Origin of the sequence: Sorangium sp. So ce385, from assembly GCF_051474135.1 — a bacterium.
Taxonomy (GTDB): domain Bacteria; phylum Myxococcota_A; class Polyangia; order Polyangiales; family Polyangiaceae; genus Sorangium; species Sorangium cellulosum_D.
Genome location: NZ_CP150337.1, coordinates 8,765,755 through 8,787,052 on the forward strand (window position 1 = coordinate 8,765,755; position 21,298 = coordinate 8,787,052).

General features: G+C 70.3%; 17 protein-coding genes. 11 read left to right on the top strand and 6 right to left on the bottom strand.

The window, feature by feature from the left end; genetic code table 11:
* Positions 1-34: 34 nt before the first annotated feature.
* A complete protein-coding gene (locus tag WME83_RS31865) occupies positions 35-1,858 on the top strand; it encodes a sigma 54-interacting transcriptional regulator (RefSeq protein WP_437313473.1) in 1,824 nt (607 codons plus the stop codon).
* Positions 1,859-1,976: 118 nt separating this feature from the next.
* Here WME83_RS31865 and WME83_RS31870 read toward each other — a convergent pair whose 3' ends face one another.
* Entirely contained in the window at positions 1,977-2,732 is a 756-nt protein-coding gene (locus WME83_RS31870; RefSeq protein WP_437313474.1) for a sensor histidine kinase, read from the bottom strand.
* A 294-nt stretch (positions 2,733-3,026) separates the two neighbouring features.
* The gene (locus WME83_RS31875) at positions 3,027-3,515 is read right to left on the bottom strand and encodes a GyrI-like domain-containing protein (RefSeq protein WP_437313475.1); all 489 of its coding nucleotides are present in this window, start codon (positions 3,513-3,515) and stop codon (positions 3,027-3,029) included.
* A 244-nt stretch (positions 3,516-3,759) separates the two neighbouring features.
* On the opposite strand from WME83_RS31875, the gene WME83_RS31880 reads away from it, so the two are divergent.
* Positions 3,760-4,278 (top strand): beta-propeller fold lactonase family protein, encoded by a 519-nt coding sequence (locus WME83_RS31880; RefSeq protein ID WP_437313476.1) that lies wholly within the window; start codon positions 3,760-3,762, stop codon positions 4,276-4,278.
* Between the two features lie 221 nt (positions 4,279-4,499).
* Positions 4,500-5,420 (top strand): transposase, encoded by a 921-nt coding sequence (locus tag WME83_RS31885; RefSeq protein WP_437313477.1) that lies wholly within the window; start codon positions 4,500-4,502, stop codon positions 5,418-5,420.
* On the opposite strand, the gene WME83_RS31890 is transcribed toward WME83_RS31885, so the two are convergent.
* From WME83_RS31890 to WME83_RS31900, 3 genes are read right to left on the bottom strand one after another with little or no spacing between them, the layout of a single operon-like run.
* Positions 5,410-7,227, bottom strand: a complete 1,818-nt coding sequence (locus WME83_RS31890; RefSeq protein WP_437313478.1) for a hypothetical protein — start codon at positions 7,225-7,227, stop codon at positions 5,410-5,412. The two genes, WME83_RS31885 and WME83_RS31890, sit on opposite strands and share 11 nt — an antisense overlap.
* A complete protein-coding gene (locus WME83_RS31895; RefSeq protein ID WP_437313479.1) occupies positions 7,214-8,137 on the bottom strand; it encodes a S8 family peptidase in 924 nt (307 codons plus the stop codon). The genes WME83_RS31890 and WME83_RS31895 overlap by 14 nt, the downstream gene beginning before the upstream one ends.
* Complete coding sequence (locus tag WME83_RS31900; RefSeq protein ID WP_437313480.1) at positions 8,134-9,252, bottom strand: hypothetical protein; 1,119 nt, start codon at positions 9,250-9,252, stop codon at positions 8,134-8,136. Before WME83_RS31900 ends, WME83_RS31895 begins: the two co-directional genes overlap by 4 nt.
* A 240-nt stretch (positions 9,253-9,492) precedes the next feature.
* On the opposite strand from WME83_RS31900, the gene WME83_RS31905 reads away from it, so the two are divergent.
* From WME83_RS31905 to WME83_RS31915, 3 genes are all read left to right on the top strand, one after another.
* Positions 9,493-10,098 carry a hypothetical protein gene (locus tag WME83_RS31905; protein ID WP_437313481.1) on the top strand — a complete coding sequence of 202 codons (606 nt, stop codon included), beginning with the start codon at positions 9,493-9,495 and terminating at the stop codon, positions 10,096-10,098.
* Between the two features lie 473 nt (positions 10,099-10,571).
* Complete coding sequence (locus tag WME83_RS31910; RefSeq protein WP_437313482.1) at positions 10,572-10,943, top strand: DUF2382 domain-containing protein; 372 nt, start codon at positions 10,572-10,574, stop codon at positions 10,941-10,943.
* Positions 10,944-11,055: 112 nt separating this feature from the next.
* Entirely contained in the window at positions 11,056-11,826 is a 771-nt protein-coding gene (locus tag WME83_RS31915; protein WP_437313483.1) for a YsnF/AvaK domain-containing protein, read from the top strand.
* A 198-nt stretch (positions 11,827-12,024) separates the two neighbouring features.
* On the opposite strand, the gene WME83_RS31920 is transcribed toward WME83_RS31915, so the two are convergent.
* The gene (locus WME83_RS31920; RefSeq protein WP_061623806.1) at positions 12,025-12,228 is read right to left on the bottom strand and encodes a hypothetical protein; all 204 of its coding nucleotides are present in this window, start codon (positions 12,226-12,228) and stop codon (positions 12,025-12,027) included.
* Between the two features lie 701 nt (positions 12,229-12,929).
* Here WME83_RS31920 and WME83_RS31925 point away from each other — a divergent pair.
* The 5 genes from WME83_RS31925 (at position 12,930) to WME83_RS31945 (ending at position 21,293) form a co-directional block, all read left to right on the top strand.
* Positions 12,930-15,755 (top strand): glycoside hydrolase family 3 C-terminal domain-containing protein, encoded by a 2,826-nt coding sequence (locus WME83_RS31925; RefSeq protein ID WP_437313484.1) that lies wholly within the window; start codon positions 12,930-12,932, stop codon positions 15,753-15,755.
* Positions 15,756-16,049: 294 nt separating this feature from the next.
* A complete protein-coding gene (locus WME83_RS31930; protein ID WP_437313485.1) occupies positions 16,050-16,196 on the top strand; it encodes a hypothetical protein in 147 nt (48 codons plus the stop codon).
* A 225-nt stretch (positions 16,197-16,421) separates the two neighbouring features.
* A complete protein-coding gene (locus tag WME83_RS31935) occupies positions 16,422-18,608 on the top strand; it encodes a DNA/RNA non-specific endonuclease (RefSeq protein WP_437313486.1) in 2,187 nt (728 codons plus the stop codon).
* Between the two features lie 10 nt (positions 18,609-18,618).
* Positions 18,619-19,806 carry a trypsin-like peptidase domain-containing protein gene (locus tag WME83_RS31940; protein WP_437313487.1) on the top strand — a complete coding sequence of 396 codons (1,188 nt, stop codon included), beginning with the start codon at positions 18,619-18,621 and terminating at the stop codon, positions 19,804-19,806.
* Positions 19,807-19,826: 20 nt separating this feature from the next.
* Complete coding sequence (locus tag WME83_RS31945; protein ID WP_437313488.1) at positions 19,827-21,293, top strand: hypothetical protein; 1,467 nt, start codon at positions 19,827-19,829, stop codon at positions 21,291-21,293.
* The last annotated feature ends 5 nt before the right edge of the window (positions 21,294-21,298 follow it).

Consider the following 21,298-nt stretch of genomic DNA (forward strand, 5'->3'; position numbering starts at 1 on the left):
TAACAGAGTGTCAGTGATTCGCGAGGACAGCGGAATGGAAACGACGCCGCTGTCGAGCAGCTTCATCGATGCGATGCAGCGTGTCAGGCAGGACGACCGGCGCGTGGCCCTGCTCGTGTATCACCGCGACGGCGCCGAGCGCGTCGTGCTGCGGCCGAGCGCGCCGGTCGTCATCGGCCGCGCGCCGCCGTCGCAGGTCCAGATCCGCGACGTCAGCCTGTCGCGCGAGCACGCCCGCTTCACCGCGTCCGGCGACAGCGTCCTCATCGAGGATCTGCGCTCCACCAACGGCACCTGGCTCGGCGGGGCGCGCGTCGCGCGCGGCGAGGCGAAGCCGGGCGACGAGGTGATCCTCGGCAAGGTGGTCGTCGCCGTCCGCTCGATCACGGCGGACGAGGGCGAGCTGCCGGGCCTGATGAGCCACGAGCAGCTCCGCGTCGCCCTCGAGGAGGAGGTGAGGCGCGCGCGGTTCTTCGGGCGGAGCTTCGCCATCGTCATGGCCCGGCCCGCGCGCCAGCAGGGCGGTCACGTGAGCCACCTGTTCCCACGCGTGCGGGCGCTGCTGCGCCCCGTGGACCGGATCGCCCTGTACAGCTCGGACGTGGTGGCGGCGCTGCTCCCCGAGGCCGGGGCCGACGCGGCGCTCGATCTGGCGCGCGCGCTCGCCGCGACGGGCGCGGACGGGGCGCCGGCCGTGCTCTCGGGCTTCGCGATGTTCCCCGACGCGGGGACCGTGGCAGAGGACCTGCTCTGTCGGTGCTGGAACGCGGTGCGCAGCGCGACGGAGGATCAGCCCGTGCGGTCGGCGCCGGGCGGGGCGTGGAAGAGCCATGCGGGCGCCCCGCACGCCGATCTCGTCGTCGAGAGCCCCGCGATGCGGCGCGTCTTCGAGATCGTCACGCGGGTGTCGCGATCGTCGATCCCGGTGCTTTTGCTGGGCGAGACGGGGACGGGCAAGGAGGTCGTGGCGCGCGCGGTCCACGACCGCGGCCCGCGGAGCGGGAAGCCGATGGTGTGCGTCAACTGCGGGGCGATCCCGCAGCAGCTGGTCGAGAGCGCGCTCTTCGGCCACGAGCGCGGCGCGTTCACGGGCGCGTGGCAGCAGCAGCGGGGGGTGTTCGAGGCGGCGGACGGGGGGACGGTCTTCCTCGACGAGATCGGCGAGCTGCCGGCCGCGGCGCAGGCCGCGCTCCTGCGCGTCCTGGAGACCCGGCAGGTGACCCGGGTCGGCTCGAACAAGCCGATCGACGTCGACGCGCGCGTGATCGCGGCGACCCACCGCGACATCGAGGCGATGTGCGCGTCCGGCGCGTTCCGCTGCGATCTCCTGTACCGGCTGAACGCGATGACGGTGACGATCCCCCCGCTCCGGGCGCGACCGGAGGACATCGAGCCGCTCGCGCGCCGCTTCCTCGAGCAGGCGAACCAGGCGAACGGCCGCTCCATTCGCGGCTTCGACGCCGGGTCGCTCGCGCGCCTCCGGGCGTACGCGTGGCCGGGGAACGCGCGGGAGCTGCGGAACGCGATCGAGCGGGCGGTGGTCATCGCCGAGGGGGAGTGGATCGCGGAGGAGGATCTGCCCGAGCGCGCGCGAGCGGCGCCCCCGGCCGCGCCGGCCGTGGACCGCGACCTTCCGTGCGATGGCGTCGAGCTCGCGTCCGGGCCGCCGGGCGCCGAGTTCCTGAAGGCGCGGCTCCAGCGCTGCGAGGCCGAGCTGATCGTCCAGGCGCTCCGCAAGGCGGGCGGGAACCAGACGGAGGCGGCGCGCGCGCTCGGCATGCCGCTGCGCACGCTCGTCTACAAGCTGAAGGCGCTCGGGATCAAGCGGCTCGGGTACGCGCCGCCCGGCGATCCGTAGCGCGGGCCTGGGCGGCCTGCCGGTCGGGCAGGCCGCCCAGGGCCTCCGTCGCTGCGCGCCCCGCGCGGCGGGCGCTCGCGGATCTCGCGCGCGGCGCTCGGCTGGCAGTCGGGCGGGGCTAGAGGGGGAGGTCGACGACGAACGTCGAGCCTCGGCCCAGGGCGCTCTCCACGCCGATGCGACCGCCGTGGGCGTGCACGATCTCGCGCGCGATGTAGAGCCCGAGCCCGAGGCCGCCGAAGTGCTCCACGTCGCCCGCGCGCTCGAAGCACGCGAAGATGCGCTCCTGGTCCTCCTCGGCGATGCCCGTGCCGCGGTCGCGGACGAGGAGCTGCGCCCCGCCGGGAGAGGCCTTGACCTCGACGGAGACCGGCCGGTCTTCGCCGAACGTGATGGCGTTCTTGACCAGGTGGAACACGAGTCGCCCGATCTGCTCGGGGTCCCAGAGGCCGACCACGCCCTCGGGCGCGTCGACCGAGATGGCGGCGGACGGGGCGCGGAGCTCGACCGGGAGCCCGGCGACCACCTCCCGGACGAGCGCCCCGAGATCGACGCTCTGGCGATCGGGCGCGAGCTGGCCAGCCCGGAGCGAGATCGCCTGGAGCATGTCGTCGCAGAGCCGGGCGAGCCGGTTGACCTGGCGGCCCACGACCTCGAGCGAGGCGACCCACGTCGACGCGTCCTCGGCGTGCCGCTCGCTCATGCGCTTCATCCGCTGCACCTGCAGCGCGAGCGATGTCAGCGGCGTCTTGAGCTCATGCGATGCGAGCTTGAGGAACTCGTCCCGAAGGCAGTCCGCCCCGTCGTGCTCGGAGGCGCGAGCGGGCCGGCGTGCGTCGAGGGTTCCAGTGCGCTGCGGGTTCAGAGCGGACATGGCGAGAGCCCCGTTCGAGGATGGATGGTCGTTCGTGATCGTCTCCTGGACGCCCAAGCATCCGCGATGCCAGGCGCCCACGCCCCGCCGGAGGGTCCTTCGCCCAGGATCCGAGCGAGGGCGCCGTCGAGCGCAGGCGATCGCCGCGTCGCGCTCGCGGGTATTCTGCGCCGCACTTCTCCAAGGTCTACAGGAACGCGCGCCTCGTGGTACGCCGGCGCTTGCGCGATCGAGCAACGCGTGACGCGCAACCGGCGTGGCGCGCAACCGGCGTGGCGCGTGGGTTCCGGCGCGTCATCCGTCCAGCGGCTTCCATACGTCGTAGTCGAACCGCTCGTAGGGCGGCGTCACCTTCTGCCGCCGCTCGTCGTACCGCTCGAGGCACCAGGCCTGCGCGTCGACGCGCTTGCCCTGGGCCTCGATCCAGCGCGACAGCCCCAGGTAGGTCGCCTCGATGGTCTCCGCGGTCCCCTCGACCCGGGCGACCGCGTAGGTCCGCGCTGGGAGCACCAGCGGCCGCACGCCCTCCGGGAGCGCCCCGTTCGCGCTCACCTCGGCGCACACCCAGTAGGTGTAGACGCCGTCGTGGCTGGCCTTCCGGTGATCGCTCTCCGGGAAGGCCCCGTAAAGCACGCTGCGGTCCACCAGGTGGGGGATGGCGTCGAGGCGGTCGACGAGCTCCAGCCACGCGAGGGGCACCCGGTGGTTGAGCTCACTGCGGCGGCCGACCACCTTGATGCCGGCCAGCCGGAGCTCGCCCCGGGTCACGACGGAAACGTTCATGCGCTCTTCTCCTTGGAAGTCCTTGGAAGCGACGCTCGAACCCTTCACCTTGAACCAGGTTGAAGCTCAAGGAGAAATCCGCGGCGCGCTCACGATTTCCCGGTTCGCGGACCGCAGCGGCCTCTCCGCTCGCGTACGCAGGGACATAGGCGAGCGGGGGCTCGGCGCCCCGAGCCGGCCGATCAACCCGCTCGGATCGTAAGGGTCGCTCGTCCTCAGCGAGGACGGAAAGCTGCTGTTCGCCGTGAACGCCGGCAGCGACGAGGTGTCGACGTTCCGGGTGAGGCCGCACGGCCTGACGCTGCTCGACGTGGTTGACTCGGGCGGCGACTTTCCGGTCAGCGGCTCCATGTCCTCAACGTGGGTGGCGACGGCAACATCGCCGGCGTCGAGGTGGACCCGTGCGGCGAGTTTGTGCCAACGGGCGACCAGCTGGATCGCCGGCGCGCCTGGGAGCCGGAATGTATTCACGGCCAACACGGGCAGCGACGCGGTCTCCGAGCTTCAGGTCGACGCGCGCGGCGCGCTGACGCTGCTCGACGGCGGCGTGTCGGCGTCGTTCCCCGCAGGGACGGCGCCGATCGACCTCACGATGACGCGCGACGGGCGGTTTCTATATACCCTCCATGCCGGGGCCGGGACGATCGCGGCATTCCAGGTGAGCCGCGACGGCAGCCTGCTCCCGCGAGGCGAGGCAGGTGGGTTGGCGCCTGGGGGTGGCACTCAGGGCATCGCAGTTAGGCGAGGAGGATTACCGGAATGAGCCGGTCCAGGTTGGATGAACCGACCCAGGTTAGGGATGAATCGACCCAGGTTGGGGGATGAATCGACCTAGGTCCGGCTGACCGGGGCTGGCGGTGCCTACCCACGTTACGGTGGCAGAAGTGGCGGATAGCCTGGCGGCCGCCACCCCCCCGACGCACATCGATCCCTTAAAATCCGTCACCAGAAACCTGGCATGGCATTTGTTAATGTACGCCGGCCATGAGCCAGCCCCGCGTGATCATCCCCGGCGCCACATACCTGATCACCCGCCGCATCCTGCGCCGGCATCACCTCCTCCGCCCAGACGCAGCCATCACCCAGCTCTTGATCTACGCCCTCGCCGTCTCGAGCCGCCGCTACGGCATCGAGGTCCACGCACTCTGCGCGATGTCGACGCATCTTCACCTCGTCGTAACGGACGTCAACGGCGTTCTGCCGCGCTTCCTACAGTTCTTCCATCGTATCGCGGCGCTCGGGACGAAGGTGCTACGCGCGTGGGAAGGGCCGGTGTGGGACCACGAGCCCACGAGCGCGGTACGGCTGCTGACCCACACAGCATTGGTAGAGAAGATCGCATACGTCCTCGCAAACCCTGTGGCCGCTGGCCTCGTCCGGCATGCGCATGAATGGCCCGGCGCCAAGGTCGACGTGCGCGAGCTCGGCCGCGGCGTCCTGCACGCGGTGCGGCCCTCGGTATACCTCGATCCGGAGAACCCACAGTGGCCCGAGGAAGCGACGCTCCCGCTCGCACTTCCCCCAACCGTAGAGCAGGATAGCGCGGAAGGGTTTCGCCGCGACGTCGCCGCCGAGCTCGAGCGACAGGAAGCGCAGGCTCATGCCAAGACGCAGGAGCAGGGACTCCGCTTTCTGGGCGCCGAGCGAGCCAGCAGTGTCTCCCCTCACGAGCGGGCCACGAGCACGGAAGCACTCCGCGAGCGCAATCCGACGTTCGCAGTGGGCCGCAATCAGGGTGATGCATGGAGGATCGCCGGGGACGCCGTACGGGCATTTCGCGCGTCCTACCGAGCGGCGCTCGAACGCTGGCGTTCTGGTATACGCAGTGTCGTCTTCCCAATAGGAACGTGGTGGATGCGCACGTTCCACGGCGCGAGCGTGGCAGCGGACGTTCTCAGCGCGTGACGACGAACCCCAGGGCCTCGACGCTCGCGCCGACCTCCCCGTTCCAGCCCAGCTGTGCATCCAGGCGCAGCTCGCCCGGTGCGAGCGATTCTGCCAATGCCAGCAGGGCGCCGACCTCGACCGCTTCGAGCTCGGCGCCGACGTCGCCCGCGAAGGGCGGGCAGACCACGCGTCCGGCCGGCGCGAGCGCGAGCGCGGCGCGCAGCGGCTCGCCGAGCGCCGTGCGCAGGTCGGCGAGATCGCTGCCGATGGCGGCGGGCGCGGTGGCGGACGGCCAGAGCCAGACCGCGAACCCGGGCAGATGGGCGATGCAGGCGGCTGCCGCGCGCTCGGACGGGAGCACGAGGCCGCGGACGTTGACGCCCGAGGCTGCGATCGCGGCGACGACGAGGCCGGGCGGGGCGAGGGTCAGCGCTGCGAGGCGACCCAGGTTGCGGTGCGCCGCGGCCCTGTGGGCGGCAACCATGGTGAGGTCATCCGGCCGGTCGTAGACGAGCTCGACTTCGCGCTGAACGGCCACGTGCGGCGAGGTCTGCGCCGCCGCGGCGAGCGCCCGCTCACGGATCCCGCCGTCCGACACCGGCTCGCCGTTCTCCGGCCGGAGCGCGGCCTCCTCAATAATCTCCATCCGCTCACGAAGGAGCAGCGCCACGCGGGACGGCAGCCCCAGCGAGCCGAGCGCCCAGGCGGCGGAGAACCAGTCGACCATGGTTGCGCGCACCGGCGCGACTGGGGTTGAGGACCTCACGGGCGCGAGCGCCTCGGCCGAGGCGCGGTCCCACGCGGCGAGCGCCTCCCCGAGCGGATGACCGAGCTCCCGGAACAGCGCCCCCGCCTCCTCGAGCGCCGCCGCGGCGCCGAGATCGCCAAGGTCCCGCCGCGCGCGCCCCATCGCCCGCGCCGCATAGGCGATCCAGGTCCGCAGCGGCGGCGTGGCGCCCGCCGCGATATCGCGCGCGGCGGTCGCGAGCGCGAGGGCGTCGTCGGCGCGTCCGAGCTCGAGCGCCAGCTCCGAGAGGAACGTGAGCGCGCGGGCGCGGCCGAACGCATCGCCGAGGCGCGCGCACAGCCACTCTTGCCGCTGGAGCGCCGCGCGGGCGCGGTCGAGGGCGCCGAGGCCGAGCGCCGCCGCGCCGAGCTGACCGTAGGCGATCGCCTCGCCCACGGCGTCTCCCCGGCGGCGGTGGAGCTCGGCCGCGTGCTCTAGCAGCGCCTCGGCCGCCCCGTGGGCGCCGAGGGTCACATAAAGCGTCCCCAGCGAGTTCAGGATCTGCGCCCGCTCGTCGAGGAACGGCTCCGATCCGCGCAGCGCAGACAGCAGCGTGCGCTGCGCGGCCGCCGCGTCGCCGGCGATCCGCTCGGCCGTGGCGCGGTAATGGGCGGCCACGACCGCCGCGCAGCGACGGCCGTCGCCTGCGCCCGCGATGGCATCGAGCTCCGCGACGGCGGAGGCGCAAGCCGACCGCGCGTCGCGGCGCAGGCGCGCGAGCACCGCCTCGCACCGGGCGAGGTCCCGGGCCTCCGCCTCCCCTTCCTCACCGAACGCCGCGGCGGCGCCGTCGAGGAGCCGGACCGCGGCGTCCAGCGCGCCTTCGCGCAACGCGAGCGCGCCCCGCCCGAAGACGAGCGCCGCGGCGAGGAGCGGGCCTCCTGGAAGCGGCGGAGCGGCCGGCGCCGCCGCAGGAGCGCCGCCCTCCCCGAGGAGCGCCTCGATGCGGTCGAGCTCAGCGCGGACCTCGGCGCCCGGCGCGCTCCGGAGCAGCCGCGGCAGGGGCGACACGCCGTCGAGCGGATCAAGCGGGCGCACGGCCATCCTCCGGCGCCTCCGGGGCCGCGCGCCCGGGCGCGGCCCCGCGCCCCGCTGCCGCGGCGCCAGCGCCGACCTCCGTCGCGCCCTCCTCGCCGCTGCTCCCTGCCCCGCTTTCCGCCCTGCGCGCGAGCTCGTGCAGCGCCGCCTTCACCGCCTCGATCGAGAGCTCCGGCCGGGCGGCGCGGAGCCGTGCGACGTGCGCGGTCACGTGGGGCGCCGCGAACGAGGTCCCGGTCCAGCGCCGCTCGCCGCCGCCGGGCGAGGGCGCGAGCACCTCGTCGCCGGGCGCGAGGATCTCGTGGTCGTGCGTGAGCTCGCTCCGGAGCGCCTCTGGGTCCTGGAAGGGCCCTCGACCGACGCCGATCAGCGACTTGAAGCGGCCCGGATAGGTGCGGAACGCCGCCGCGTTCGGGCCGGCGGCCACGAGCACGACCTCTGCCGTGTAGGCCGCGTCGGCGACCTCGTAGAGTTCGACGAGGGACCGGTAGTCGCCGGGGCGGAGCGGCGCGCTCTTCGGGATATCGATGCCGAGGCTCAGGTTGACCACGGAGAAGCGCTCGCGGACGCAGAAGCGCAGCGCCGCGATGAGCCCGTCGCGGGAGCATCGTCCGTCCTCGCCGAGCGCGCGGACGCTCGTGATCTCGGCCCCGGGCGCCATGCGGTGGAGGATGCCCGCGCACGCCGTCCCGTGCCCGCTGACGTCTCCTGGCGCGCACGGCGCTACCTCGTGCGCTGCTCCGCGGCGGCTCAGCGCGACGTGGCGCAGCGCCGCCGAGCGCAGCGCGGCGTGCGAGGCGTCGACGCCGGAGTCGACCAGCGCGACACGTACGCCGGCGCCGCGGCGCGCGTCCCGGCGCGCGGCGTCGCGGAGATCGCCGCCCGGCCCCACCGGAGAGGCTGTCGTCACGCCGCGCTCCCCTCCCCCTCGCCGAGCGGCCCCTGTACGCCGCCGCCGCGCGCGTAGGCGTCGATCCGCGCGAGGAGGTCGAGGGCGAGGCGAGCCTCGACCTCGCCGTGCTCGGCGAGCCTCCCCACCACCGCCGCGAGTTCCAGACGGCGGCGGTACTCGGGCGTGAGGCGGAGCGCATGGATGTGCCGCTCCAGGGCGGCGCGGAGCGAGGTCGGCGGTGGGGCTGCCTCTTCCTGAAGCGGCCGACCGGGCCCCGCCGCCCCAACCTGGTTCGTGCTTGCCGCCCCAACCTTGCTTGCCGCCCCAACCTGGTTCGCGCTCGCCACCCCAACCTGGTTCGCGCTCGCCGCCCCAACCTGGTTCGTGCCTGCCGCCGCCCCAACCTGGTTCGTGCTTGCCGCCCCAACCTGGTTCGTGCCTGCCGCCGCCCCAACCTGGTTCGTGCTTGCCGCCCCAACCTGGCATGGCGTCTGCCCGAGCAGGTCTGGCATCGCGCGGGCGAAGAGCTCGAAGACGACCCGTTCGGTGCGGAACGACTCCACGGTGAGCGCGAGGACCTCCGCGAGCCGCTCGGCCATGTCGAGCTCCCGCCCTCCGAGGGGCGCGTCGTGCGAGAAGAGCGCCGCGCCGCCCACCGTCGACGCGCCGACGCGAATCGGCACAAATATTGCGCAAACCGGCGCCGCGTTCAGAAGCGGCCGGAGCGGCGCGATCATCGGATCGCCGTCCACCAGCGCCACCGCGTGCCCGCCGCCGCCGCCAAGCAGGTACGCGAAGGGGGTGCCGCTCGGCTGCAGCTCCGCGCCCTCCGTGCGATGGCCGGCGGCGTTGGCGACGACGGGCACCGTGAGCCGCCCGAGCGCCTCCATCTCGAGCGCCACGAGCGCCTCCGAGCACGGCATCGCGAGGCAGGCGAAGCGCAGGTGCTCCCCGAGCCCCCGCACGCGCGCCTCGACCGCGCCGAGGAGCGCCGCGGACTCGACGGTCGAGAGCAGGTCGCGCAGGCGCGCGGTAAAGGGGGCGAGCGGCGAGCGCAGCGCGTGCGGATGAGGCGGGAGGGCCCGCGCCGGGGCGGGCGGCGCGCCCGGCGCAGAGCGGTCGGCGATCGGCATGGGGCGCCGATGCTACCGCCGGACGGCCGCCGAACGAACCGCAACCACGCAGCCGGCAGGACGCCGCGGGCTGGCCTCCGCCCTGCGAAGTTCCGGTTGACGTGCCCCGCTCCTCTCCTAGCATGGCGAGGGCATGCGGCGATTCGGCTGCCCGGCGCCCCGTCCGACACGATCGTCCGCGCACGCGGCAGACGGCTCGCGGTCCACGGCCGTGAGGCCCCTCGATCCGGCGTGGATGCGATGAGCTCGCCCGCCCGCGAGCATCGGCGTCGTGTCGCCATCGTCCTCTGGGGCGTCCTCGGCGTCGTCGCCGTCCTGGTCGAGGCCATCTACCGGCTCGGCACCACGGCGGCTCGCATCCTGACAGCCCACGAGCTCACGACAGGCCAGCTCGTCCTGCTTGCGGCCTGGACGGTCGTGATCGCCTATTTCGAGGGATACCGCGGCTTTCAACAGCGCTTTTCGCCGCGGGTGGTCGCGCGCGCGCTCTACCTCGCAGAGCATCGTCGGCCGCTGCACGTGGCGCTGGCGCCGCTCTACTGCATGGCGCTCTTCCACACGACGCGCCGCCGGCTGATCGCGACGTGGGTGCTCATCGCGGGCATCGTGGCGCTCATCCTGCTTGTCCGGCGGATGTCCCCGCCGTACCGCGCGATCGTCGACGCGGGCGTCGCGTTCGCGCTGGCCTGGGGGACCGCGTCCATCCTCATCTACCTCGCGCGGGGCCTCGCGGGCCGCCCGCCCGACATCTCGGCGGACGTGCCCGAGGAGGCGATCCGCGCCGGACACGACTCGGAGCAGCTCGCCCGCCCGCCCGTACGGGTGGGCGGCCCCTGCGACCCGTGAGGGCGTACAGGCGAGCGGGCGGCCCCTGCGCGCCAGGAAACCCGGGCAAGCGGCCAATCGGCACACGATAAGGTCGACCGGCGAGCGACCCAGTGATCCGCGATCGACGCGGCTCACGATGTGCCCAGAGCTGAACCGCGTTGCAGCCTCACCTGTGGCCTTCTGGTCATCACCTCTGGCATCGCGATCTCCGGCAACAGGCACTTTGTAAATATTCCTTCGCAGCAGGCCTGTGGCGCGATGCCTCGCGAGGCGCGGCGCGCGGCAGAGGAGATCGCGCTCCCCACCGCGCCTCGGCGCCTGCGATCGCGCTTGGCCCGGACCGTGCTCCAGCCGGGGAGCGCTCATGGGGAGCGACTCAACCCACGATCGACCGCGCTCCGTGGAGGGGCGCGCACCGGGGCACCGTGCAGGACTCGAGCAGCAGCCAGGAACCGGCGGATAGGAGAGCGGAGATCACCGACGAGCTCATCGTGCCTGTCGTCGCGCAGGAGCTCGAGGTGAAGAAGCGTACGGTCGAGTCTGGACGCGTCCGCATCACGAAGCAGGTTCACGAGCGGGTCGAGGCCGTCGAGGAGCCGCTCGTGAGCGAGCGCGTGGTCGTGGAGCGCGTCGCCATCGATCGGGTGGTCACGGAGCCGCCGGCGACCCGGCAGGAGGGTGACACCCTGATCGTACCGGTCGTCGAGGAGGTGCTCTTCGTCGAGAAGCGCCTGGTGCTGAAGGAGGAGCTCCGCATCACGCGGGTCCGCTCGGTAGAGATGAGCCCGCCGGAGCGCGTCACGCTCCGGCGCGAGGACGTGCGGGTGGAGCGCCTGCCCCCGGACGATCGTGGCGAGAAATAAGAATTCTCGGACGGTCTCCGGCGCCCCGGCTCTCGAGTCACGAACCCCACCTTCGCGCGTGGCGCGAGGGGACAACGGTCCGCATGGACCACGACATCATGGAGGTCACATCATGAATCACAGCGAACGTTCCATGTCCCCGTCCCAGCGTTCTCAGCAGCTGAGCAAGTCCCAGCAGACCGCCAAGGCCGCCACCTCGACGGCGAAGACGGATCAGCTCCGGGCCGACGTCCTGCAGGAGCAGATCGCGGTCCCCGTGATCGAGGAAGAGCTGCAGGTCGGCAAGCGCGAGGTGAACCGCGGCGGCGTGCGTGTATCGAGCCAGCTGGTCGAGCAGCCGGTCCAGGAGTCGGTGAGGCTGCGCGAGGAGCACGTCCACGTCGAGCGGCACCCGGTAGATCGGCCGGTTCAGCCGGCGGCGCTCGACACCTTCCAGTCCGGCACCGTGGAGCTCGTCGAGACCGACGAGGAGGCGGTCGTCGCGAAGAAGGCGCGCGTCATCGAGGAGGTCGTCGTCAGCAAGGCGGTGACCCAGAGGACCGAGCAGATCCGGGAGACCTTGCGTCACACGGAGGTCCACGTCGAGCCGGTCAGCGCGGCGGAGCGCAGCAATGGGATGACGGCGTACGAGCACTACGACACGGACTTCCGGCAACACTACCAGGCGGGCCCTTACTCCAAGCACGGCTATGGCTACGAGCAGATCGCGCCCGCGTATCTGTTCGGCTATCAGCTCGGGACGTCCCAGAACTTCAAGGGACACGACTGGACGACCATCGAGGCGGAAGCGGGCAAGGCCTGGGAGGAGCGCAACCCCGGGACCTGGGACCACATGAAGTCCGCCGTCCGGCACGCATGGGACAAGGTCACGGGCAAGGCGTAGGCCTCTCCTTCACCTCCCGCCCATCGAGTTCCCGTCTTGGGATTTCCGAGAGGCGCGCAGCGCGTCGCTCGAGCTCGTCCCTGTGATCCTCCGGGGGAACCGCGGGAGCCGCCGTGGTTCCCGTGCATCGCCTGCTCGTCGTCCAGACGAGGCATCAGGGACGATTCACGGTCGATCTCTGATGCATTCCGGAGGCTATCACGCTGGCTCCACGAAGACGGTGGCGATGAGCTCGTGGTTGCTGGTCATCTTGTACATGACCCGTTCCACGCGGTACTTCGACTCGCATCCATCTTTCTCGATGAGCAGCAGCTCTCCCTGGCGAGGGATGACCGCTCCGTGGAAGACCTGAAGCAGCTCCCACGACGTGAGGCAGATTCGGTGTCCGGGATGATGGATCATAGACCGGCTCGGAGCGTAGCCTATCCCGAGGCGTTCCGTTCCGACATTGCGCCGCATCCCACGACCCGACCCAGGTGGCGCCTCTGCCCCCGCGCCGCGCCCCGACCCGGGTCGGCCACCGGCGACCCGACCCAGGTTGAAATCGTGCTCCCGCCCCCAGACCCAGGTTGCGCGACCCCCCCCCGGGACCCGCGTCGACCCGTCGACCCGACCCAGGTTGAGGTCGTCGACCCGACCCAGGTTGAGGTCGCCGACCCGACCCAGGTTGAGGTCGTCGACCCGACCCAGGTTGAGGTCGCCGACCCGACCCAGGTTGAGGTCGCCGACCCGACCCAGGTTGAGGTAGGTCGCCGCCGGCCGAACTGACCCAGGTTGAGGTCGCCGACCCGACCCAGGTTGAGGTCGCCGCCGACCCGACCCAGGTTGAGGTCGCCGCCGAGGTCGCCTACCCAGGTTCAGGTCGCCGACGCTATCGCCGGCCCACCCAGGTTGAGACCGCCCCGCCGACCCGACCCAGGTTGAGGTCGCCCCGAGGTTGAGGTCGCCGCCCCACCGACCCACCCAGGTTGAGATCGCCGCCCCCGCCCCCCGCCTTCCGTTGCCGCTCGCCCGTGTTTCCTATATGTAACGCGCGTCACACAGCACAGGGCATCAGGTAGGAGCCTTTCCACCGTCTTGTCACCACGGAAAGAGGCCAACGAATGACCTTCAAGCACCTGGCTTTCACGAGCGCGCTCTCGGCGCTCCGCGGCGCCCTCGCGCTGACCGCGGTCGCGGCCTGCTCATCGGACCATGCCCCTCCCGACGCGATCGAGCCCGCGGCGCCCCTCCCGCCGGCGTCACTCGACCCGGCCGAGCTCTCGACCGAGCGAACCGCCGACACCCCCATTTACCTGAACCGCCGCTACTCCCCCGAGGAGCGCGCCGCGGATCTCGTCTCGCGCATGACGCTCGCCGAGAAGGCCAGCCAGATGGTCAGCAGCCAGGCCGCGGCCATCCCGTCGCTCGGCATCCCGGCCTACGGCTGGTGGAACGAGGCCGCGCACGGCGTCGCCCGCGAGCAGGTCAACCACGGCGGCAACCCGCCCAACACCGTCAACACCACCTCCTATCCTGTCGATCTCTCCCTCGGCTCGACCTGGAACCCCGAGCTCATGTACCGCGAGGCGCGCATGATCTCGGACGAGGCGCGCGAGATCTTCCGCGACAACAAGCTCGACCTCAACGTCTACGCCCCCACCATCAACCTCGCGCGGGACCCACGCTGGGGCCGCAACGACGAGGCCTTCAGCGAGGACCCGGTGCTGACCGCCGCCATCGCCGCGCAGTTCGTGAACGGCATGGAGGGCAAGGACCAGCGCGGCCGCCTCCTGCCCGAGGGCCGCGGCTACCTCAAGGTGAACACCACGCTCAAGCATTACGCGGCCAACAACAGCGAGTTCAACCGCCGCAGAGGCAGCTCGGACATGGATGAGCGCACCCTGCGCGAGTACTACACAGCGCAGTTCCGCGACGTCATCCGCGCCGCCGATCCGGCGTCGATCATGAGCGCCTACAACCGCGTCAACGGCGTCCCCGTGGCCGCCAGCATCCAGCTCAAGGAGGTGCTCGCGCGCTCCACGTTCGGCTTCCGGGGCTTCTTCACCTCGGATTGCGACGCGATCCGCGAGATCCAGGCCGGGCACCGCTGGCAGCCGCCCGGCTATCCCCACCCGCTCGACGCCGTCGAGCGCCACGCCTTCGCCGCCGTCGCCGGCGAGGACCTCAACTGCAACTGGGGCTATCACGACCGCTTCAGCTACGCGAACACCCTCCCCGACGCGGTCGCGCGCGCCATCCCCACGCCGACGGGCATCTTCAACGAGAACGACGTCGACCCGCTCGTCACTCGGCTCTTCGCCGCGCGCATGCGCCTCGGCGAGTTCGACGACGACGCCCTCGTCCCCTGGGTCACGCAGGCGCGGGCCCGCGTCGCGCCGGGGACGTGGCTCAACAGCGACGACAACGGCGCGATCACCGAGACGCCCGAGCGGCTCGCCATGGCGCGCGAGGTCGGGGCCGAGGCGATCGTGCTCCTCAAGAACAGCGAGACCCGGCGCAAGGACGGCAGCACCGGCAAGCTCCTGCCGCTCCGCGTCCCGCGCCGCGGCGCGTTCCGCCTCGCCGTGATCGGCACCTACGCGAACCCCGCCGAGGTCTTCCTGGGCGGCTACTCCAGCGACCAGGGCCCCGCGGGCAACGCCAAGACGGTGAACGGCTACAGCGGCATCAAGTCCGCCGTTCAGGCCATCAACCCCGACGCCGCCGTCGACTTCTACCCTGGCGTGACGCCGGAGACCCTCGCCGAGGTGGACGCCGCCTCCGTCGCCGCCGCCGCCGATTACGACGTCGTGGTCGTCTACGTGGGCACCGACGGGCGCCACGCGCGCGAGGACGTGGACCGCACGACCCTCGATCTCCCAGGCGCCCAGGCCGAGCTCATTCGACAGGTGGCCGCGCAGAACCCGAGCACCATCGTCTACATGGAGACCGTCGGCCAGATGGACGTCGGCAGCTTCGAGCCGGGCGTGGCGGCGCTGCTCTGGAGCTCGTACAACGGCCAGCGCAAGGGCGAGGCGCTCGCCGACGTCCTGCTCGGCGCCGCTACCCCGAGCGGCCGCCTGCCCTTCACCTGGTACACAAACCCCTCCGACCTGCCCCCGATCGACGATTACGCCGTTCGACCGACGGCGAGCAGCCTTGGACGAACCTATATGTACTTCCAGGGCCCGGTCACCTATCCGTTCGGTCACGGCCTGAGCTACACCAGCTTCCGCTACGCGCGCCTGCGCGCGGATCGGCAGCGCGTGGACGCGAATGGCACGCTGCGGGTCAGCGTGAATGTCAGCAACGTCGGGCGCGTCGCCGGCGCCGAGGTGGTCCAGCTCTACGTGAGCACGCCCGACGCCCCCGCCTCGCTCGAGCGCCCCAGGAAGCGGCTGCGCGCGTTCCAGAAGATCTCGCTGCGCCCCAAGGAGACCCGGCGCGTGAGCTTCGAGCTGCCCGTCGCCGATCTGGCCTTCTTCGACCAGGAGCAGGGTCGCTATACCGTCGACGCGGGCACCTACGCGATCCAGATCGCGCGCTCCGCCGCGGACGAGGACATCGAGGAGCAGACCTTCGTGACCGTGACCGGCGCGCTCCGCCCGACGGCCGCGGTGGTGACCGCCAAACCGCAGCTCGTGGGCGATCACGACCTCGGCATCCAGCAGCGGGTCTTCTTCCCCGTCGGTGCGGAGATCGATCCGCAGCTCACCGTCTCGCTGACCGACGAGACGCTCTACGGCTACATCACCAAGGGCGAAAGCCGCCCGCTCCCCGCGGGCATGCGGGTAAGCTTCCGCAGCAACCGCCCCCGCGTGGTCTCCGTCGACCGCCACGGGACGATCCGCACCGAGGCGCCCGGCGTGGCCACGGTGACCGCATCCGTGGAGTACCGCGGCGCCACGGCCACGGTCGATTTCGTCATCTACGTGCGATCGACCTGATCGGATGGGGTGCCGCGGAGCTCCCCCGCGGCACCGGCACATCGACAACGAACATATCGGCCACTTCTGACACACCACGGCACACGGCGACTCGTTGTGAGCACGTTCATGCGCTGAGGACATCGACGAGAACACGGTTCACTGACCAGAGGTCCGCGGCGCCGTGCGGCGCGATGGAACGCTGTTCGTCGAAAGGTCCCCCGGATGGTGTCGGTTGCTGACGCCGAGTGATGGGCACATCGATGAGGGCTCGCGAGCCGCTCGAAAGCCCATCTCGTCGAGGATGGCCAGCACGTGCTGTCCGTGGACATCTACTCCGAGCATGACGAGGACCACTCCGAGCATGACGAGGACCCCCTCGAGGCGTCCGATCCGCTGCCGACCATCGTTGTTCCATTCACGTTGCCCACCTCGGTCGTGAACGTCGTCATCGCTTCATGACACGATGTTCTGCGTCTCCGTCGCGCCATCTCCGCACGCGGCAGTGACGATGTCCGCCCTGTGAAGCTTCCCTCGCGACCAGGCGAGCAGCAACCAGCGCACCAACACTCACATTGTGTGCACATATGCTACATTGAGGTATCGGAGAACGCGCGGAGAGCGTCGCAATCTCGTCTGGACGGCTGCTGCTGGACAGATCTAGGCTCGGGCTCTGGAGGGCGTCTGATGACCGCGTCCAAAGTGCTGCGGTTGAAGTCCATGTTGCAGCAAGTCGCAGCAGACCAAGGCCTGGGTCTGGGGGCGCTTGCCGAGGTCGCCACGGCATCCATGCTGGAAGGCCTCGAGAACGATGCGGAGAGCGTCCGCGCCCGGAGCGGGCTCCAGAAGCTGGTGACGGGCAAGGTCGAAGCGGTATCGCCCGAGGAGGCGTCGGGGTTGGAGGCCATCGTCATGGCGCGCTTCCGGCCGGTCGCGTTCATCCGCAAGGGCGCCTACGACGCCCTGACGGAGCCCTGGTCGGGTCTGAACGACGACGCCGTCCGAGCCCGCATCCAGCCGCTCCTGGGCTCGATCGGTCGGATCGAACTGCCGACGAATCCCCGCATCCCGTACGGCGGCACGGGCTTCGTTGTCGGCCAGGACCTCGTCATGACGAACCGGCACGTGGCCAAGGTGTTCACCGACGGCGTTGGCGTTCGGATGCTGCGCTTCACGCCCGGCGACGCCGGAATCGACTTCAATCGCGAGGTGGAGACGGATCCGACGGATCAGAGCGGATTGCTCGAAGTACGCAGCGTTGAGATGATCCACCCCTACTGGGACATGGCGCTCCTGCGCGTCGAGGGGCTGCGGGGCGCACGCGAGCCGCTGAGGCTGTCCGTCCGGACACCGGAGGACCTGGAAGGGGCGGATATCGTGGTCGTCGGATACCCGGCGCGCGACGATCGAAATGATCTCGCGCTGCAAGACCGCATCTTCCACCGCAGCTATCACGTAAAGCGATTCCAACCCGGGAAGATCCGCAAGCGCGCTGCGGTACGCAGCTTCGAGTCGACTGTCTCCTCGCTGGTCCACGACAGCTCCACGCTGGGCGGCAACTCGGGCTCAGCGGTGCTCGACATCGCCACCGGCGAGGTCGTGGGCCTCCATTTCGCCGGCGAGTATCTAAAGGCCAACTATGCGGTGCCGACCTACGAGTTGGCCAGCGACGCACGCGTCGTCGCCCTGGGCATCAATTTCGCAGGTAGCGTCCCACAGAGCGGAATATACGATGCCGCCTGGCGCCAGATCGAGGGTCAGGAGATGCGGCGACCGGCAGCAGGGCCTGCGGCTCCGCTCCCCCTAGCGCCGCCTGCTGTCGACCGGGGCGCCGTAATCTGGACGATCCCCATCCAGGTGGCAATCTCCGTCGGGCAGCCGACGTTGGTCGCGTCTGGGGCGACGCCGGCTGCCGGCGCGTTTCCCGCCGTTATGCCGACGGAGGCGCCGCGCTTGCAGGCGCCTGTCATCTATGACGATCTTGAGTCCCGCGCTGGTTACGATGCCTGCTTCTTGGAACTCGATGACGGCGCAGAGGTTCCGCTCCCCGCGTTGACGGCCGCTGGCAAAAGGATCGTGGCCAGACTCGACGACGATAGCTTTGAGCTCAAGTACCATCACTTCTCCGTGGTGATGCACAAAAAGCGCCGTCTGGCGCTCTTCACTGCCTCCAACATCGACTGGCGACGGGAATCAAGGTGTGTGGACGGCCGCAAGCCGACGCGGCGCCAGCTCACCGGACTGGAGGAATGGGCGCAGGAGCAGTGGGTCACGGATCCGCGCATCCCCGAGAGCTGCCAGCTTCCAGACGTGTTCTATGCGAAGGATGGAGGCGCATTCGACAAGGGTCACGTGGTGCGCCGCAGCGACGTGGCGTGGGGCGACTCGTTTGAGGACATGCAGAAAGCGAACGGGGACACCTACCATATCACCAACTGCTCGCCCCAGATCGCTGCGCTCAACCGCTCCACCTCCGGCGAAAACAATTGGGAAAGTCTGGAGGATCTTGTTCGGAGAGAGACCAAGACAGAGAAGGCGTGCGCCTTCGCAGGACCGGTGCTCGATGAGGGCGATCGGCGGTTCGATGGCCGCGGCGAGCGAGGCCCGGTGTCGATCCAGATCCCGTGGCGCTTCTGGAAGATCGTCGTGACGAAGGGGAAGTCGGGCCCGAAGGCGTTCGGCTTCGTGCTGGAGCAGGATCTCCGGAGCGTACCACTGCGCGAGGAGCTCATCGTCCCTGTGGGCTGGACGCCGTACATCAAGAGCATCGACGAGATTGAGCAGCTGCTCCGCGGGTGGGTGAAGCTCGACGATCTCAAGTCCTTCGACCAGACCGGGACCGAAGAGGGCGTCCGGATCGGCGACAAGCTGTGATGAGGCGAGCATGAGAGGCGTCGAAATTGCCGAGGTCCGGTCCGCCATCCTGCGGGCATTTAAGCAACCGGACTTCGATATTTTCCTGAGCGATCGCTTCGACTTCGACCGGGCGGCGGAGGTCGGCGATGGTCCGTTCAAAGTCGTGGTTCAGAACGTCATTGAGCAGTTCGAAAACGAGGGGCGTGCCGCCCACCTGATCGCGGAGATTGCCGCCGTCCGTCCGCTCAAGGCCGACGTGCAGGCCGTATACCGGAAGTACGCGCAGAGGCTCATCAGCGAGTCGTGGAAGCGCCGACTGGAGGCCAGGCAGCTCGAAGCGCTGGATCGATACGGCCTTCTCCCGCCGGTCGATCTCCAGCTCGCCGGCAAGGTCGCGCAGACGCCGCCTCTCTCCTTGAGCGACGCCGGCTTTCAGAAAAAGGTGAACGAGACGTTGCCGGAGCTCGACGCGTATGTCTGGTCGATGCAGCTCCTCATGCAGACGCGCCGGGTGTGCCTGGTGGAGGTGGACGACATCCCGCTCGGGACCGGCTTCCTGGCCGGGCCCGAGACGGTACTCACGAACCACCATGTCGTCGCGGAGCTCATCGACAAGCGCGCCGCCGGCACCAGGCTGAAGTTCCTCTTCGACTACATGAAGCGGCTCGACGGCATGGAGTCCGAAGGGGTGCGCGTGGGAGCGGCGTCAGCATGGGAGGACTGGCACGTCGACTCCAGCCCGGAGCTGCCCAGCCCAGCCGAGGACAAGGGCATCCCCGAGCCCACCGAGGAGAACCTCGACTACGCGCTGGTACGCCTCGAAAGGCGGTTCGGCGACGACCCGATCTTCGGCGCCTCCGGCGGTCCGAGGCGCGGTTGGATCCGTGTCCCCAGCACCGCCCCCGCGCTGACGCCGAAGATGGCGCTCGCGATCCTCCAGCACCCGAAGGGAAAGCCGGTGAAGTTCACCTTCGACACCCAGTCGGTCCTGTCCGTGAACGAGAGCCGGACGCGGGTGCGGTACGCGACCAATACCGACGATGGATCGTCGGGGTCGCCGTGTTTCAACGTGAGCTGGGGGCTCGTCGCGCTGCACCACTTCGGCGATCCGCACAACCGCCCGCCCGCGTACAACCAGGGCATCCCCATCACGGCTGTCCAGGCCCGCCTGGCGAAGCGGGGAAAGGCGAGCTTGCTCGGTGGTGATCCACCGTGAGGTCAGGAGCCTAGCCGGCCATGTTCCTGCAGAGCGACGCTCCCGATGAAGGCAACGTTCTCGCGGAATATCGCGAGGCCTTGCTCAAGGCATTCTCCGCGGAGACCTTCAGGAGGTTCTGCCACGATATCAACATCAGCCTTGAACAGGTCGTGGCCACCGACGAGGCGCTCCGCTCGGTCCTATTCGAGTTCCTGCTCGGGGCGGCGAAGGAGGGGTCCCTCCGAAGCATCCTCATCGCCGCCACCCGTCACTGCGCGGGGAACAAGAGCGTGGTCGAGCGGGTCGGGTCGCGCCTCGGCGCTCAGCCGCTGGTCGCGCTCGCGAACGGGCTGGCGCGCCTAGGCTGTACGCCGTCGCTGCGGAAACTGATGCTCAACGCGCTGAAGCCGGCCGTTCGCGAACGATACAGGGATCTCTACCAGGGGCTCGATGACAAGGCCGCATGGCTTGACACGCTCATCTGGCTCGACGACCTCCCGGGATCGGACTCGCGTCCGGCGCTGCTCAGGGTTCTAGAGCGGCTGGAGGTGGAGTGGCGCCCCGAGGAACCAGCCGGCGCGGACTGGCTGCGAGAATGGCTCGACCGGACCTGCGCGAACTTTGACATTCCGAGAGAGCAGGACGAGCGCCCGCAGGCGGACCGGCCGCCGGGCATAGTCATCGAGCTGAACGTGGTCGGCCCGCAGTGCTCAGCCGTGGCCTGGCTCCTCGGCGCGGAGAGCGGGCGCCCCGTCCAACTGCTGGAGAGGACGCTGCCGGCCAAACCGGACGCGGAGAAGCTCTGCACGGCGTTATCGGACATTGTCGATGACTGCCTCGCGCAGCGGCTCGTCTTGCCGCTGTTCGAAGCTGGGAAGATCGTCCGTTTCGAGTTCGTCCTGCCGCGGGAGTGGATTAGCCTGCCCGTGGATCAGCTCATGGTGGGCGGGGACGATGAGAACCCACCGACCCGCATCGGATCGAGTCACCCCGTCGTCATCCGTCCGCAGAACTGGTGCCGTCCCAAAGCCGCGAACGCTCGAGCCGTCATGTTCAATCTGTTCGCTCGCAAGAGGGAGCGCGCGAGACGGGCTGAAACCGCCAAGCTTCGTGTGCTCGCCTGTCCCGCGGATTGGGGCGACGACGAAGTGAGAAACGTGCGGGACGACGACGCCCTCGTCGGGCTCGTCCTCCCCTTCGACCCCGCCGGTGCGGCCGCGCCCGGAAAGGGGGATCCCATCCTGCTCGAGTGCTTGAAGACATGGGTGCTCGCGGTCCTGTGGGTGCGCGCCGGAGCACCTGCGAGCGTGGATTCCGCGGAGGGGAGGGCCTATCTCGAATGCTTGCTCAAGCCGCTGCCCCACGCGCCGGAGCGCGTGCTGGATGCGAGGCGGACGCGCGGCGGCCCGGGGTCGAAGCTCCGCGATCACCTCTCGCTGATCTGGCACGTGGATCCCATCGACTTGACCGATCTCCACCTGGTGACGCCGGAGATCGCCCCCTGAGGACG